The organism is Psychrobacter sp. DAB_AL43B (assembly GCF_900168255.1).
GTDB lineage: Bacteria > Pseudomonadota > Gammaproteobacteria > Pseudomonadales > Moraxellaceae > Psychrobacter.
Map to the genome: position 1 here is coordinate 2,142,724 of NZ_LT799838.1, position 15,664 is coordinate 2,158,387.

Annotated in this window: 13 protein-coding genes; 7 read left to right on the plus strand and 6 right to left on the minus strand. The window is 42.0% G+C overall.

Annotated features, from left to right (window positions below):
- Nucleotides 1-38: 38 nt before the first annotated feature.
- Nucleotides 39-284, minus strand: coding sequence for a hypothetical protein (locus tag DABAL43B_RS09235; protein WP_079692099.1), 246 nt, complete (start codon nucleotides 282-284; stop codon nucleotides 39-41).
- 549 nt (nucleotides 285-833) lie between these two features.
- On the opposite strand from DABAL43B_RS09235, the gene dinB reads away from it, so the two are divergent.
- The 7 genes from dinB to infA all read left to right on the plus strand — a co-directional run bounded on the left by dinB (nucleotide 834) and on the right by infA (nucleotide 9,310).
- Nucleotides 834-1,919 carry a DNA polymerase IV gene (gene dinB / locus DABAL43B_RS09240; RefSeq protein ID WP_079692100.1) on the plus strand — a complete coding sequence of 362 codons (1,086 nt, stop codon included), beginning with the start codon at nucleotides 834-836 and terminating at the stop codon, nucleotides 1,917-1,919.
- 158 nt (nucleotides 1,920-2,077) lie between these two features.
- Nucleotides 2,078-3,298, plus strand: coding sequence for a tRNA preQ1(34) S-adenosylmethionine ribosyltransferase-isomerase QueA (gene queA, locus DABAL43B_RS09245; protein WP_079692101.1), 1,221 nt, complete (start codon nucleotides 2,078-2,080; stop codon nucleotides 3,296-3,298).
- 117 nt (nucleotides 3,299-3,415) lie between these two features.
- On the plus strand, nucleotides 3,416-5,158 hold the full coding sequence (locus DABAL43B_RS09250; RefSeq protein WP_079692102.1) for a peptigoglycan-binding protein LysM: 1,743 nt from the start codon (nucleotides 3,416-3,418) through the stop codon (nucleotides 5,156-5,158).
- Between the two features lie 51 nt (nucleotides 5,159-5,209).
- Entirely contained in the window at nucleotides 5,210-6,763 is a 1,554-nt protein-coding gene (locus DABAL43B_RS09255; protein ID WP_079692103.1) for a FimV/HubP family polar landmark protein, read from the plus strand.
- 161 nt (nucleotides 6,764-6,924) lie between these two features.
- Nucleotides 6,925-8,010, plus strand: a complete 1,086-nt coding sequence (locus DABAL43B_RS09260) for an asparaginase (RefSeq protein ID WP_079692104.1) — start codon at nucleotides 6,925-6,927, stop codon at nucleotides 8,008-8,010.
- Nucleotides 8,011-8,158: 148 nt separating this feature from the next.
- Complete coding sequence (gene truA / locus DABAL43B_RS09265; RefSeq protein WP_171996385.1) at nucleotides 8,159-8,965, plus strand: tRNA pseudouridine(38-40) synthase TruA; 807 nt, start codon at nucleotides 8,159-8,161, stop codon at nucleotides 8,963-8,965.
- A 123-nt stretch (nucleotides 8,966-9,088) separates the two neighbouring features.
- Nucleotides 9,089-9,310 (plus strand): translation initiation factor IF-1, encoded by a 222-nt coding sequence (gene infA / locus DABAL43B_RS09270; protein WP_010199824.1) that lies wholly within the window; start codon nucleotides 9,089-9,091, stop codon nucleotides 9,308-9,310.
- 275 nt (nucleotides 9,311-9,585) lie between these two features.
- On the opposite strand, the gene DABAL43B_RS09275 is transcribed toward infA, so the two are convergent.
- The 5 genes from DABAL43B_RS09275 to leuC all read right to left on the minus strand — a co-directional run bounded on the left by DABAL43B_RS09275 (nucleotide 9,586) and on the right by leuC (nucleotide 15,647).
- Complete coding sequence (locus DABAL43B_RS09275) at nucleotides 9,586-10,713, minus strand: L,D-transpeptidase family protein (protein WP_079692105.1); 1,128 nt, start codon at nucleotides 10,711-10,713, stop codon at nucleotides 9,586-9,588.
- Between the two features lie 522 nt (nucleotides 10,714-11,235).
- Nucleotides 11,236-12,339 (minus strand): 3-isopropylmalate dehydrogenase, encoded by a 1,104-nt coding sequence (leuB, locus tag DABAL43B_RS09280; protein ID WP_079692106.1) that lies wholly within the window; start codon nucleotides 12,337-12,339, stop codon nucleotides 11,236-11,238.
- Between the two features lie 209 nt (nucleotides 12,340-12,548).
- Nucleotides 12,549-13,298: a hypothetical protein gene (locus tag DABAL43B_RS09285; RefSeq protein WP_079692107.1), complete on the minus strand. Its 750-nt coding sequence runs from the start codon at nucleotides 13,296-13,298 to the stop codon at nucleotides 12,549-12,551.
- Between the two features lie 200 nt (nucleotides 13,299-13,498).
- On the minus strand, nucleotides 13,499-14,149 hold the full coding sequence (gene leuD / locus DABAL43B_RS09290) for a 3-isopropylmalate dehydratase small subunit (RefSeq protein WP_079692108.1): 651 nt from the start codon (nucleotides 14,147-14,149) through the stop codon (nucleotides 13,499-13,501).
- 79 nt (nucleotides 14,150-14,228) lie between these two features.
- Nucleotides 14,229-15,647 (minus strand): 3-isopropylmalate dehydratase large subunit, encoded by a 1,419-nt coding sequence (gene leuC, locus DABAL43B_RS09295; RefSeq protein ID WP_079692109.1) that lies wholly within the window; start codon nucleotides 15,645-15,647, stop codon nucleotides 14,229-14,231.
- Between the last annotated feature and the right edge of the window lie 17 nt (nucleotides 15,648-15,664).

A 15,664-nucleotide genomic window follows, 5' to 3' on the forward strand; every position in this document is an offset into this window, starting at 1 on the left:
TATTGATACTCTCATATTAGTATTGCCACATCCAATGCTTAAAGATTCATCTCATATTGGGTAACAGCGACTATCTTTATCGGTACCGCAAATAGCCATGGTGAACCACCACTACAATAAAACAAGTCATCTTTAAATGAGACAATACAAGCGGTAAAATCATTACCACAGTGACCTATCATTGCTTGCTCATCACTATCATCATCGACTGCACACCATACTTGTTTATCACCTCGTGCAAGCAATGCGCGTGTTAAACCACTGCCTGCTAACTCATTATTCATACCCCGCTCCTTAACTTCTTTTACAATAGTTTGAGCTATTCATCATTAAATATATTTTTTTTGATAATAACCTTTATCGTTATTGAATCAATGAACCTAATATAAATGATGCAAATCCGTTTGTTGTCAAGCAAACACAATGAGTAATTACCTATATATTTAATTGCTGTTTACTTCTTCTACTCTCTCTTCTATAGATATTTTGTATCTTGGTCACTCCATTGTAAAGCTGTATAAGCAAAAATGTAATAATTAACTACATTATTCCCGACGAACGGTCAAGATCGAAATGTGAACGGTCAGTAAATTTAAATACTCTTAATAAATATATCACTCAAAACCTTCAATTCGTTGTTTAACTATACTTACTATCCAAAAATTCCTGAAATTCATCAGACAAGTTATTGATGATGAAAATGGTGTCAGATCACACTGTGCAGTGCGACCATTTCTCTTACCTGAATATTGTTCACCATATCTTTATAAACTATTTTTCAATCGAGCAACAGAGACTAAAACAGAGTCATAAAATCAGGTAAAATAGTACTCATGACACCCATCAACCAACCAATCCTTCGCAAGATTATCCACATCGATATGGATGCTTTCTATGCCAGTGTGGAACAGCGCGATTTCCCTGAGCTACGTGGCAAACCATTGGTCGTCGGTGGCGACCCAAATGGACGCGGAGTGGTTGCCGCTGCCAGTTACGAAGTGCGTAAGTTTGGCGTGCGTTCCGCCATGTCGTGTTATGAGGCAAAAAATCGTTGTCCAGAAGTCATATTTGTACCACCACGCTTTGATGTTTACCGCGCCGTCAGTAGCGATATCCGCCGCATTATGTACAGCCTGACGTCGCATGTTGAGCCGTTATCATTAGATGAAGCGTATCTTGATGTGACCGGGTTATCTGTTCATAAAGGCTCAGCGACATTAATGGCAAATTGGCTACGGGCGCAAATTTTAGAGCAAACAGGTCTGAACGCCTCTGCAGGTGTCTCATTTAACAAGATGCTTGCAAAAATCGCCTCTGACATTAATAAGCCTAATGGTACCGCGGTTATCACGCCAGCGGATGCCGACGCCTTTATTAGCACACTGCCTATTGAGCGTTTTCATGGTATTGGCAAAGCAACAGCAAAGCGCTTGCATGCGATGGGAATCAGCCACGGTGCAGACCTTCGCCGCACGCCAGCTGCCATACTAGTTAATGAATTTGGTAAGCGCGGACAGTTTTATTATGATATTGCGCATGGTCGTGACGAACGTGCCGTCAAATCTGAACGTACGCACAAATCTGTTGGCTCTGAGACGACTTTTAGAGACAATTTAAATCGTGATGATGAACTACTCAGACAAATCTATGAGCAAAATGCCGATGCTTTTTATCAGCTGCATAAAAAACAGCTTATTGCCTATACCATCACTCTCAAAATTAAATACGCTGACTTTACTCAAGTAACGCGCTCGCATACTTTATCCACCGCTTTTGATAGTGCTGAATCCGCTCACTACTGGTTAGACAAGCTATTTTTAGATATTCCACGTCAACTTCCTATCAGACTTGTGGGTGTGACCTTCTCTTCGTTAACGCTTGCCACACAGGTAATACCGCAGTTAGATTTATTCGAGTAATACGAATAGTCTTCAATAAAAACAGGTTTAAACTTTTGATAAACGAGAAGACTATTGCTTATGGTATTTTATATACCGTAACCACTTAGGAAACGTTCTTTAATATTCTCATTTCTGCTACAATTACGCCAAAATTCAACTTTATTTAAAGACTACTTATGACTGATTCTCAACTAGCAAGCTTAAATAACAACCTCAGTATTCATGCCAATAACGATAGCCATAAAAGTGACGACGTTTTAGAGTATTTAAGTGTTGATGAGTACGATTATGAACTACCAGATCAGTTAATTGCCCGCTATCCATTAGCGCAGCGGTCAGCGTCAAAGCTACTGTATCTAGCTGCTAGTAATAAAAAAGATGATGTCAGTCAAATTGAAGATAAATTGTTTTCAGAGCTGCCTGAGCTGCTAAACGCGGGCGATTTAATTGTCTTTAACGACACCAAAGTTATGAAAGCACGTCTATTTGGTCAAAAAGATACAGGCGGAAAAGTTGAAGTGCTCATTGAGCGCTTGGTTGATATTGCTGGTTTAAATGGTACGACTGTAGATTGGGCAACATTAGACGATACACTTAGCACAGAAAGACATATCGCCCTTTGTCATGTTAAAGCCAGTAAAGCACCCAAGCTTGGTCAGCGTTTAGCGCTTGCTGACAGTCACATGAATTGCGTGATGATTGGTCGTCAAGAGAACTTATTTATCTTGGCTTTTGATGCGCCCATCTTGCCTGATTTAGAGCGTCATGGTGAGCTGCCCATTCCGCCCTACTTTGAGCGCCATGCTGATGCCACCGATAATACTCGTTATCAAACCGTCTTTCATGATCCTGCCAAGCTTGCTAGCGTAGCAGCACCGACAGCGAGCTTACATTTTGACGAGATAGTGTTAGATAGGCTTGCTGCAAAAGGGATTAACACAGCATTTGTCACACTCCATGTTGGCGCAGGGACTTTTGCGCCTGTAAAAACAGACAACTTACTCAATCACACCATGCACAGTGAATATGCACACTTGCCTCAGGCTACCGCCGACCTTATTAATCAAACACACGCCAATGGCAAGCAAGTGATCGCTATTGGTACAACGGTGACACGTGTCCTTGAAACCGCGTATCAAAAAACAGCGGTTAATGGACAAGCACTGGCTAGCTGGTCAGGTGATACAGATATCTTTATTTATCCGGGATTTAAGTTTGGGGTTATAGATAAACTACTAACGAACTTTCACTTACCGAAGTCTACTTTGTTGATGTTAGTATCAGCCTTTGCAGGTAAAGCATCTATCGAGCAGGCTTATAAACATGCTATTAAAACGCAGTATCGTTTTTTTAGTTACGGCGATGCTATGCTGCTTGATAAAAAATCGAACGGATAACAGTGAACATTAAGCAAACAATTAATATATTGATCACAACAGTAGTGGAATAAACTGGTAAACTAAACGCTATTTTGTTATAACAACAAAGATAACTCTCACTCTAAAGGGCTGCACATGTCTTGTCATTTATCTCATCGCTTGACTACGATACATCGCGCGGTATCCATGGCACTGCTTTATTCAGTAGGCTATGCAGCCCTAGTATCTAGTGCTCAAGCAGCAACGATTGGCAAAACCGTCGTAACCTCTGCTCAGCACGAACCTTTAGTCGCCAGTATTATGGTCACCGATATTAAAACAGCCGATTTTTCGGCCAGTTTAGCGAACTCTACTGTTTATCAGCAAATGGGTTTGACCCCCACTGACTCTATGACCGTACGATTTCAGCCGACTTCAGCCACCAGTGGTCAGGTTTTTATTACCACTACGAAGCCTGTATCCACACCCTTTGCAGATGTGGTGTTAGCTATTAATGATGGTACTCAGCGTAATGTCATTCCTAAGACGTTACTCATGCCCACTAATGACATTACACCTTCTGAAAATATTGTTACAGGGGCGAAAAAACCTAACTTACCGGTTATTTCTGTCACTAATGCGCAACCGTTAACCGTTAGACAAGGCACACCGCCACCATTATTATTATCGGCATATAAATCATCAACGTCTGATTTGGCAGCAGCAAAATTGCAAGCACCTGCTACATCTTCTAGCTTGCCAGCAGCAGTCACTACGACCACACAAAGCAATACTACGGTTTATGCGCCTAGTCGCCTAAATAACAATAATACTGGCTCAGCGAACTTTTCAAATACAAACAGCACTACCGACAATATTCCAAATAATAAAATAAGCGCCAATAATACAGTAGCAACCAGCCTTAATATTCTATCGTCGGATAATAATGAAGAAGGTGCGGTGACTGACAAGCAGTTCGATATATTAAATATACAAATTACCCGTCAGATACAGCTTAATGATGAACGCAGTACAGGCATGATGGCGGCTATACCAATGAGCCCTACAGCAACAATGCCGCCAACGCTAGATAACCCTGCTTCAACAGTTCAAGCTAATTCTGCTGATACCATTGTCGCTAACGCACCTCTCAATAGCGCGCCCTCTAGTAACATCCCTTCTAATAGTGTTGCATCCAATGCCTCTACAATAGGCATAAATACAGCAGCCGCAGCGGCGACAGTCCCTAATCAACCAGATAGCGCTGAAGTCAATTATACCGTACAGCGCAACGACAGCTTATGGGTTATTGCCCAGCAAATCGCAGAGAAAAACAATCTTGACATTCAGACAGTCATGAAGGAAATTAAGTCGCAAAACCCTGGCGCTTTCATTAATAAAAATGCTGATCAATTAAAAGCCGACGCGCAGTTAAGCCTACCCAATTATGATGTGCTGCCATCACAGCAAAAGCTAGAGGCAGCGATTAGCGCGCAGAGACAATATAATAGGAAAGCCAGCATACCCGTTGCAAAAAAATCAACCACGTCAAAATCATTACCTAAGACTGCGCCCAAGACCGCTCAAGTAGCCAAACGCACTGAGAAACCCGCAGTAACAAAGACCCAAACATTGCCAAAAGCACAGTTTTCTGTCATCGCTCCTGGTCATCAAGGTAGCGCAGATGGAACTAAAACCAAAGCAGGGATGGCAACAGGCAACGGGCTTAGCACAGATGTATTAACCATTCTCAAATCATCAAGACAAAGTACAGCGTCGCAAGCTCAGCGCTTATCAAAAACCAATGGCATGCTTGACAGCTATACGAGAAAATTGCAATTACAAAATCAAAAACTGGCTGAGCTGCAAGCTCGTCTAAAAAAATTACGCAATCAATAATTGCCTAACTGATCAATGCAGTCAACTGCAACAGTAGGCGTGGGAGTCACTATGGACAATATGCTATATATCATCGCCGGTTTGGTGCTTATTTTAATTGTAGCAGTCTTGGTCATGCGCAAAAATAAAGCGCAAAAACCATCAGATCAGCCCAGTATAAAGGTAGGTAGAACGGAGTCTTTATCGACACAAGCTGCCTCTGAAGGCACGCTTGCTCAAGTCGGTAGCAATGATGAGAAAAAATTTAATCATATTGAGATCGCTCAACGTTTTATGGATCAACAGCGCTATGACAAAGCTATTGAAACACTCAGTCGTGGTCTGATTGAAAGACCTCATGATAGCCAATTATCTCTCAAACTACTCGCAGTATATGCCACGATAGATCAATCTGACAATTTCAATAAAGTCTATGACTCTATCAAAGCGCATAATGACGTAAAAAGCATTGCACAAGCGGATGAGCTAAAAGCTTTGCTTACTGAGGAACAAAATCAAATAGCCCAGCAATCTCTACCAGCAGATAACAGTCAAGATGCTGGCTTTGAAAGTATCGATTTTGATATTCCAGCTGATAAAGTTGGAAATAACACTCCAACCCTTGATACTGCTATTACTCAGCCTGTTGATTATGAAAACGATTTATTAAATGCCACTGATGAAACCTCAACGGTTTCGAACGATTTTGATAACTTTGATAACATCGACCAAGCGTTTGACCTTAGTCAAAATGATTTAGAAAACAATACTAGTGTGATACCTGTCACGACACTAGATATAGCAGATGAAGAAACTCTAGCGAGTTCAACGACTGTTACAGACACAGACAGTAACGACTTTGACTTTGATTTTGACTTTGAGTTGTCTGAGCAAAGTGATATCTCTACAGAATCTCCTGTCACCGCTATCGCTAACGACAACTTGAACGACATCACTTTAGATGAGGAAGATTTTGTCTTAGATTTGGCAGATTTAGAGATTGATGCTGGAGCAGATAACGTCAGCGTCGATGATCAAATCACTACAGACGCGATTCAAACAAATGAAGATGGACTTACTTTATCTTTAGACGGTATTGACAGTATCGATGCATCAAATGAAACAGAAAACCAAACGGCTATTGAGCAACCTATTGTTATTGAAGATAGCTTTGATGACTTTAATATTGAAGGCGATTTAGGTGAAAGCTATAGTTTTGAAGATAATAAGACTGAAGTATCTAGCATGTCACCGACTACCGTTATGTTCGATGACAATACACTAATAGACGATGATTTTGACTTTGATACTTTATCAGACTCTCCAACAGCGACAATGCCCGTTGAAATTGAAAGCGACCATGATGTCAGTGGTATTGATTATAGTGATACTGGTATTACTGCTGAAACTACTATCGAAACAGCTGAAGATTTCTCATCACGGTTTGCTGCAGACTTTGATTTCGTCAAAACTTTAGACAGCAATCAAGTGACTCTAGACTTAGCGGGTCAGTATGTCCAACTGGGTGAATATGATAGCGCCAAACGTTTACTCAACGAAGTCCTGACTCAAGGTAATAGCGAACAACAGCAGCAAGCACAATTATTGCTTGAACGCACTGCTTAAAGAGAGCTGTTGCAGCAGCGAGTATTCTACTAGTAAAAAATATTCGCTGCATTTTGCTTTTCATTGAGTCTGCTTGCCATACTTTCTATTCCGATTAAGTTTTCTGCTCTACCCTTTCTCTCATCTTGATTTATTGTGCTAACATTATGCCATCCTCTTTTATGACCAAAACAATCTCTACACCGATCCAGCTCATCTATGCTGGCGGCACTTTTGGCAGTTATGGTCGTCCATTAGCACCCTTATCAGCAGAAGTATTTTTGCCAACGCTGCAACAACTGCTAGCCGATCCAAATAATGCGGTTAATCTATTGCCAATTGCTTGGCTTAACAATACGCTCATTAAAGACAGTAGCCAACTTACTCCTAGCGATTTTGTACATTTTTATAAGCTGCTATTGTCAGCTTATGAACAAGGTAGTAGACGCTTTGTATTAATCACCGGCACTGATACCTTAAGTTACTTGGGAGCATTCTTAGCAGAAGCCTTTGCTGGTAGCGACATTTGTGTCGTTGTCACTGGTAGTATGCGCCCGTTATTAGACAGTGAAGTACTACACTCTTACGCTATTGACGCCCAAAGTGATGCTTGGAGCAATCTTAAAGACGCTTTAAAACTGGCAGCTGCCGGTGAGTCAGGTGTGAAGATTGCCTTTGGCGGCGAGTCTTGGCCTGCGCAAACGGTACAAAAGATACATAGCCATGATTTTATGGCTTTTACCGGTCACTTAAGAGCCGCTTATCCGGCCAATAGTTATATCAAAACCCTTCCAGATACGCGTCGGCAGTATTGGCTTGATGACCAACAAGATATAATCGATGATATTCAAGCTCGCGCTGAGCAAGCCTGCGTTCATGCTTTATATTGTTTGCCAAATGCGACCGATGTATTAAACAGTCAGCTCCGCGCCCTATTATCGCAGCCGCCTTGTGGCATTATCTTATTAGGCTTTGGCGCTGGCAATGTTCCTTATTCAGCAGACTTAGCAGAAGCACTACAGTTGGCTTACGAAAAAGGTCACATGGTGATATGTGCCAGCCAATGCCCGTTTGGCGGTGTCAGTGACAATTATGCGGCTGGCAGTTGGCAATACGATTATCAAGTCATTGCAGGCGGGCGCTTAACCATCCCTGCTATTTATGCACGCCTACTGTGGTTACTATTGCGCTATGATAGCCCAGCACGACGTCGGCAACGCTGGTTAAATAACGTTAATCAAACTGGCACGCGCATTAAAAAACGCTAAATAAATATTAGGGCGTGTTAAATATTCAACACGCCCTAGCCATTCCTTACTTTACAAGCTCTTAGGCATAAGCTCCGAAATGAAAATATCCGAGACTACAAGCATCGAAACTAAAAATAGTGAAATTAAAAATATCGAAACTAAAAACATACCGATGTATACATTAGCCATTGCCATCGAATTTTTGGGCACGCATTATCATGGTTGGCAACGTCAAAAAGAGGTGTTAGGCGTACAACAAGCATTAGAAACTGCCATCAGTACCGTCGCCAATGAGCCAGTAGAAGTCGTAGCAGCGGGGCGCACGGACTCAAGTGTCCATGCCAGCAACATGATTGCCCACTTTGTCACTCATGCCTATCGACCTACAAACAACTGGTTACGCGGTGTGAATAGTCTATTGCCTGATGATATTGCTTTGCGCTGGGTTCAGCCGATGCCCGCAGATTTTCATGCACGTTTTGCAGCCATTGCTCGTCGTTATCGCTATATCACCCTCAATCAGACTCAGCGTCCTGCCATTCTCAATCATCAAGTAACCCATATCTATGAGCCACTTGATCTAGCCGCCATGCAACTGGCTGCTGCTGATATCGTAGGTACTCATGACTTTAGTAGCTACCGCGCCGCGGCTTGCCAATCCAATCAGCCTGTGCGCAATGTTAGCCATGCAAATATTTTTGCTCATGGCCAGTTTATCGTTTTCGATATTCAAGCCGATGGATTCTTACATCATATGGTTCGCAATCTGATGGGAACGCTATACGCTATCGGCAGACACGAATTAGAACCAGCAGATTTTTTAAATATTTTGGCTAAAAAAGATCGTACCATTGCACCGCCCACCGCTTCTGGTGATGGTTTGTATTTTATTAATGCCTATTATCCTGAGCACTTTCAAACATTACTGCCGAATGCCCCATTAACACCCATTTGGCTAAACCTTCCCGACTAGTTAATATAAACTGATATACATATCACTTACAGGCTGTCAAGTAAAAATCAGGTTCCGTATTGCTTTAATCTACTAACTTACGTATAATATGGGCTTATTTTAAATTGATTGATGATACAAATTATGGCAAAAGACGAGATTATTGAATTTGAAGGCGAAGTCATTGACACCCTTCCAAATACTTTGTTTAAAGTTCGTTTAGAAAACGGACACGAAATCATTGCGCACATCTCAGGTAAGATGCGTAAGCATTACATTCGCATTTTAACGGGCGATAAAGTCAAGGTTGAAATGACCCCTTATGACCTATCTAAAGGTCGCATTACTTACCGTGGTAAAAACTAACTTCTTATTTGCTAAAATGGTTATAAGAGCATTGTTATGAATGCTTGAGTGGTTTAACTGATAATAATAATGATACTGCTAACCTACTCATTATTGCCTATCATATTTTAGTAAGTTAATATTGTTTTACTTTTACCATAAAAATACCGCTGAATATAAGCGGTATTTTTATGTCTAAATTTTAGCATAGGCTCTTATGATTTAATAACGACCTATCAAGATTGCATGATAAACGTCAGTCTTAATGCATCACTTAAAGCTATTATTTAAAGCCATTATTTAAATTCAACTGTCGCACCATTTTGTATCACACCAAGCAATGCCAATGCATCCCAATTCGTCAAACGTATGCAGCCTGCCGATGCTTGACGACTGATACGAGCAGGATCTGGCGAACCATGAATACCATATGAAGGCTTACTTAAGCCTATCCACACCAATCCTACTGGATTATTAGGACCCGGTGGAAGGATAGACTTACTACCATCATCAGCGCTATAAGTATAATTAGGCTCATGCACTTTTACCTCTACGGTATGCGTACCCGTTGGCGACGGCATAGCTGTGCTACCTACTGTCGCCGGATAGCTGGCAATTAAATTATTCTTATCATCATACGCATATAGGGTTTCGGTGGCTTTATCAGCAACGACTCGCGTAACCGGCTTGGTGTTAGGATTGCCCGGATTGTATACTGTGATGGTCTCGCCTACTGTAAAACTAGCGTTTGGATTGAGCGCTTTAAGATAACTTTCACTGATATGAAATTTTTCCGCCAATCCTTCAATCACGCTTTCATAATACAACCCATCAAGCTTGGCTTTGGCCTCTGCACCCGCTGGAATGGTCGTCGTTTTGATATTAATGTCAGCATCACTGAGCTGATAGCTCACCAATACTGGTTGCTGCATCAGTTTATCGTTTTTGGTTAATGCTTGCCACGTTTCATTATTCAATGTATCCGTCACTGTCAAACCATTGGCCTTTTGAAAGGCTTGCATCGCTTTACGGGTATTCTTTCCCCAATAACCATCGACAGGGCCAACCGCGTTTTGATGCCAATTTAATAAAGCTTGCAATTTAGTGACAGTATGACGATCTAGATTCATACCTTCTTTCCAAGTAGCATTGTTTATCTTTTGGGCCACTGCCGGCAGGTTTTCTATTGTATATTTGATGGTAGGTAAAAATTTATTTAATGATACGGCAGCTTTACTCTTACCAGCAACTTTTTGACTCACCCCATTGGTAACCGGACTTATATCACTGACATTGTTAAGCGTGCTTTTATTAGCAACATTTGCGCTATCGTCGTTGGTCGCGGCGATACTTTGAGCCATAAACAGAACTGTTGATAGACCAAGCGCAGCTATCGCCGTGCTAATTTTTGTTAATTGATACATGTAACGCTCCTAAATTCTTTTTAAAATTATATTTTTTATGAAAAACTTTGTTGTTAGAAAGTTAGCTATTAAAAATGATGAAAGTTATTGTTTTTAGTCTTTTAATACATTATCAGCACTTTTAATTATTACTATCGCATTGCTTTGATATATTAATAGATACATTAATATTTGAGTGGATACTAACTATCTCATGGTACTTACAAGTGGCTAATAGTGCCACTACCCTCCTGTGAGGATATGACAGCTTTATGTTAATAAAACCCTTATCTTGCAGTGTCTGTGTTAAAACAAGGCTTTTTTTGCGGCTGTCTGGTTAGGTAGGTTTACGTTAACGAGTTGTTTCAAGACACATAAAAAGAAGCATAAAAAAACCCATAAATCGCTCAGCAACTTATGGGTTTATCATGACAAAATTTCTAACATCTGAATTTATAACGATCAGAATAATACAGTCGAAAACGTTAACAAACGAATGCATTAGTCTTAACGAATTCCCAGTCTATATTAGAGCAGCGTCAGCTAGACCAATTTGGCCAATACCGCTTGCCCCATTTCCTGACAGCCTACTTGTTTTAGTCCAGCTTCACTACGGTCTAAGATATCGACAGTACGTAAGCCATCATCAAGGACATCACTTACCGCTTGCTCAATTGCTTGCGCGGCAGCTTCTTGTTTAAAGGTATAACGCAGCATCATCGCGACGGATAAAATGGTGGCCAATGGATTGGCTATATCTTGTCCTGCGATATCAGGGGCTGAACCATGGCAAGGCTCATACATCCCTTTACCTGCTTCATCGAGACTGGCTGATGGTAGCATACCGATAGAACCCGTAAGCATAGCCGCTTCGTCAGATAAGATATCACCGAACAGATTGCCCGTTACCATGACATCGAACTGTTTAGGATCCTTGATAAGTTGCATACAGGCATTGTCGGCATACATATGCGATAACGCCACATCGCCATAGTCCGCTTGCTGCAGCTCAATCATCGTCTGCTTCCAAAGCTCAGTGACTTCTAACACATTAGCTTTATCAATAGAGCAAACTTTGGCAGGTGTACCCGCTGCTTGCGCGCGTGTTTGTGCCAGCTCAAAAGCAACCTTGCCGATACGATTAATCTCGCTGGTGCTATAAACCATGGTGTTATAGCCTTGCTGCTCACCATTTTCTAGGGTGCGGATACCGCGTGGCTCACCAAAATAAATACCACCGGTCAATTCACGGACGATAAGCAAATCTAGACCTGAGATAATTTCAGGTTTAATACTAGAAGCATTGACCAGTTGCGGATAAAGTTTTGCCACTCGTAAATTGGCAAATAAACCAAGCTCACTACGGATTTTAAGCAGACCACGCTCAGGGCGTTTGCTGCGCTCAATACCATCCCACTTAGGCCCACCAACGGCACCCAATAACACCGCATCTGCTGCGCGCGCACGTTGTAGCGTCTCTTCTGGTAAAGGCTCTCCAGTTGCATCAACTGCCACACCGCCGATTAATCCAGACTCAAGGGTCAAACCTAACGCAAACTTATGATTGACAGCTTCGAGCACATCAATGGCTTGAGTCATGATCTCAGGGCCAATACCATCGCCCGCTAATGTTAAAATCGTTGCCATACTGATCCTTGTGGGTAAGTAAGTTTTTATTTATAGTTTTGCTATCATTTGATGACAGCTTTCTAAAAAACGACTTCTTGCACAATGAGCTGCACAAGAAGTCGTCTATTTTATTAAGTTTTCTGCAAAAAGTTAGTATTAAACGATCAAAATCAACATTGAGAGACAAGCTGCTTGCCTTTCACATTTTGCCTGTTAAGCGTTAATAGTCACGCCTTGGCTTTTACTTTCACTTTTGATTGTGCTGGTGTCGCCTTAACCATACGAGTTTCTACAAACTCCCCTTGATGCTCAGTGCCTAGCTCTTTGCAGAAGCGGCGCTGCACCGTATTGCCTTGATAAAGATCAACGCATAAAGGTTCTGGTGATGCTGTGTCTAACAAGCTACCCGTGTTTTGACTGGATTTTTTTTGATAAGCACGTAGCTGATAAGTACCGGGGTTAACAAAATCATGAATCATCGCAAAACGTTCTACATAACCCACATTATTTTCTGGATAGAAGTTAATATGTACTTCACGTTTAGCAGGCTGTACGCGAGCATAATAATTGGTCATCCCTGGCATACCAGATGCTGATAATGGAACAATTTTGATCGTGTTCTTATTAGCGAGCGGTGTCATATCTATGGTCATGGGTGCTTGCGTATGTTTAGTGCCATTACGACTTTTCCCGTTTCCACTGGCGTTCTTCATCGCGACCAGCATATTGGCATTAAAAGGCTTATGAGTATCAGGCGCAATGACTAAGGTGCGATCTATCTGCACAATCTCGCAGTGGTAAGTGCCGACGCAGGCAATATTCACTTCACCAGCGACAGGCTTGATATTACCCGCCCACGCCTTTGCGTTTTCTGCTTGATCTATCTGTTGGTAGCCAGTCAACGCCTGACAGCCAGATAACAATAAGCTTGCGGCCATAGCCGTGCTTGTCCATACAGCGAAACGTGTTTTATTCATAATGGTGGCTACTATTTATAAGATAGAAAAATATAATAATGTAAAAATAGATTACCATTCATTTTAGCCATTTAATCACCATAACTCAACGCTGTATTAGCGCTAAGCTATTCTTTATGGCGATTAACAAATATTGATTTATCATTTACTGTTAATCGCTCGTTATTAATATTTCGTTTTTAATATTTCGTTGTTAATGACTAAGCTCTAACTTCATTGAATATCCAAGGCGTTTTTTGCATCATTTTATGCTCGTATTCTTTAATAGCACCACTTTGTTGTAAAGTCAGTCCAATATCATCAAGACCATTTAGCAGACAGTGTTTACGAAAGTCATCAACCTCAAACGCATATTCTTCGCCCGTTGGGGTGATAACGACTTGACGCTCAAGATCAGCTGTCAATTCATAGCCTTCGTTGGCAAACGTCGCTTTCATTAATTTATCAACGATTTCTTCATTCAATACAATCGGTAGCATGCCATTTTTGAAACAGTTATTATAAAAAATATCGGCAAAGCTCGGCGCAATAACGGTACGAAAACCATACTCTGAAAGCGCCCAAGGCGCATGTTCACGGCTAGAGCCGCAACCAAAGTTTCTGCGCGCCAGTAAGATGTTAGCACCTTGATAGCGTGGCTGATTTAGAATAAAGTCAGGATTAATAATACGTGTGCTATTGTCTTGACCCGGATAACCTTCATCCAGATAACGCCAATCATCAAATAGATTAACGCCAAAGCCTGTACGTTTAATAGACTTCAAAAACTGTTTTGCAATAATCTGATCGGTATCGACGTTGGCGCGATCAAGTGGGCAAACGATACCCGTTTGAGTGTTATAAGCTTGCATAAATACATCCTCTAATATAAAGGTAATCGTAACCGTTAAAGCATGGCTAATAACCGGTTATCGATAACTGAGTGTCCACTTAGAATGTGCGCACATCCACAAAATGACCAGCCAACGCTGCTGCTGCTGCCATCGCTGGACTCACTAAATGCGTACGACCGCCATTACCTTGACGACCTTCAAAGTTACGGTTAGAGGTCGAGGCACAGTGCTCTTGTGGCTCAAGCTTATCGGCATTCATCGCCAAACACATCGAGCAGCCAGGCTCACGCCATTCGAAACCTGCCTCGGTAAACAAGGTATCCAAGCCTTCTGCTTCCGCTTGCAACTTCACTTGCCCAGAGCCCGCAACGACGATGGCTTCTTTGATAGTATCAGCCACTTTACGACCTTTAATTACGGCTGCGGCATCACGCAAATCTTCGATACGTGAGTTGGTACAAGAACCGATAAATATACGATCAAGCTGAATATCAGTAATTTTCTGTCCTGCTTGCAAGCCCATGTAAGTATAAGCGCGTAACCAACCTTCTTCTTGTGCTTCGTCAATGGCTTGATCAGGGGTTGGCACTGATTGGGTGATATCAACGACCATTTCAGGTGACGTGCCCCACGATACTTGCGGTGCTATTTGGCTGCCATCAATCTCAATCACGCTATCAAATACGGCGTCATCATCTGAATAAAAAGTACGCCAGTATGTTTCTGCTTGCTGCCATTGCTCAGCAGTTGGCGCATAAGGACGACCTTTGACATAATCTATCGTCGTATCATCAACGGCAACCATACCCACGCGCGCGCCCGCTTCAATCGCCATATTGCAGACGGTCATGCGCCCTTCCATAGTCATGTCTTCAAATACTTGACCAGCAAATTCAATGGCATGTCCTGTTCCACCAGCGGTGCCAATTTTTGCGATGATAGCAAGTACCACGTCTTTTGAGGTCACGCCAGCGCCAAGCTTACCCGTGACGCGGATTTGCATATTTTTTGATTTCTTTTGAATCAAGCACTGAGTTGCCAATACATGCTCAACCTCTGATGTGCCAATACCATGCGCCAAGCAACCTAGTGCGCCATGTGTTGCTGTATGAGAATCACCACAAACGACGGTCATACCGGGCAATACCAAGCCTTGCTCAGGACCGACGACATGCAAGATGCCTTGACGGGCGTCATTGATGGTAAATTCGGCAATATCAAACTTAGTACAGTTTTCATCTAAAGTCAGTACTTGTAAGCGAGACACTTTATCTTTAATACCTGCAACACCCTCTGAGCGCTCTTTAGTCACCGTTGGCACATTATGGTCAGGGCTTGCAATATTGGCAGACAGACGCCACGGCGCTCTATTGGCCAGCTCTAAGCCTTCAAATGCCTGCGGACTCGTCACTTCATGCAGCAAATGGCGGTCGATATAAATCAGACTCGAACCATCATCTCGCTTAGTGACTTCATGAGCATTCCAAAGTTTGTCATATAACGTTTGACCGGCCATGTTGCTATCCTTTTTAG

Excerpts from the sequence above, each read along its gene's own strand:
- DABAL43B_RS09235 (WP_079692099.1), bottom strand. The coding sequence starts at position 284 with ATGAATAATGAGTTAGCAGGCAGTGGTTTAACACGCGCATTGCTTGCA.
- dinB (WP_079692100.1), top strand. The coding sequence starts at position 834 with ATGACACCCATCAACCAACCAATCCTTCGCAAGATTATCCACATCGAT.
- queA (WP_079692101.1), top strand. The coding sequence starts at position 2,078 with ATGACTGATTCTCAACTAGCAAGCTTAAATAACAACCTCAGTATTCAT.
- DABAL43B_RS09250 (WP_079692102.1), top strand. The coding sequence starts at position 3,416 with ATGTCTTGTCATTTATCTCATCGCTTGACTACGATACATCGCGCGGTA.
- DABAL43B_RS09255 (WP_079692103.1), top strand. The coding sequence starts at position 5,210 with ATGGACAATATGCTATATATCATCGCCGGTTTGGTGCTTATTTTAATT.
- DABAL43B_RS09260 (WP_079692104.1), top strand. The coding sequence starts at position 6,925 with ATGACCAAAACAATCTCTACACCGATCCAGCTCATCTATGCTGGCGGC.
- infA (WP_010199824.1), top strand. The coding sequence starts at position 9,089 with ATGGCAAAAGACGAGATTATTGAATTTGAAGGCGAAGTCATTGACACC.
- DABAL43B_RS09275 (WP_079692105.1), bottom strand. The coding sequence starts at position 10,713 with ATGTATCAATTAACAAAAATTAGCACGGCGATAGCTGCGCTTGGTCTA.
- leuB (WP_079692106.1), bottom strand. The coding sequence starts at position 12,339 with ATGGCAACGATTTTAACATTAGCGGGCGATGGTATTGGCCCTGAGATC.
- DABAL43B_RS09285 (WP_079692107.1), bottom strand. The coding sequence starts at position 13,298 with ATGAATAAAACACGTTTCGCTGTATGGACAAGCACGGCTATGGCCGCA.
- leuD (WP_079692108.1), bottom strand. The coding sequence starts at position 14,149 with ATGCAAGCTTATAACACTCAAACGGGTATCGTTTGCCCACTTGATCGC.
- leuC (WP_079692109.1), bottom strand. The coding sequence starts at position 15,647 with ATGGCCGGTCAAACGTTATATGACAAACTTTGGAATGCTCATGAAGTC.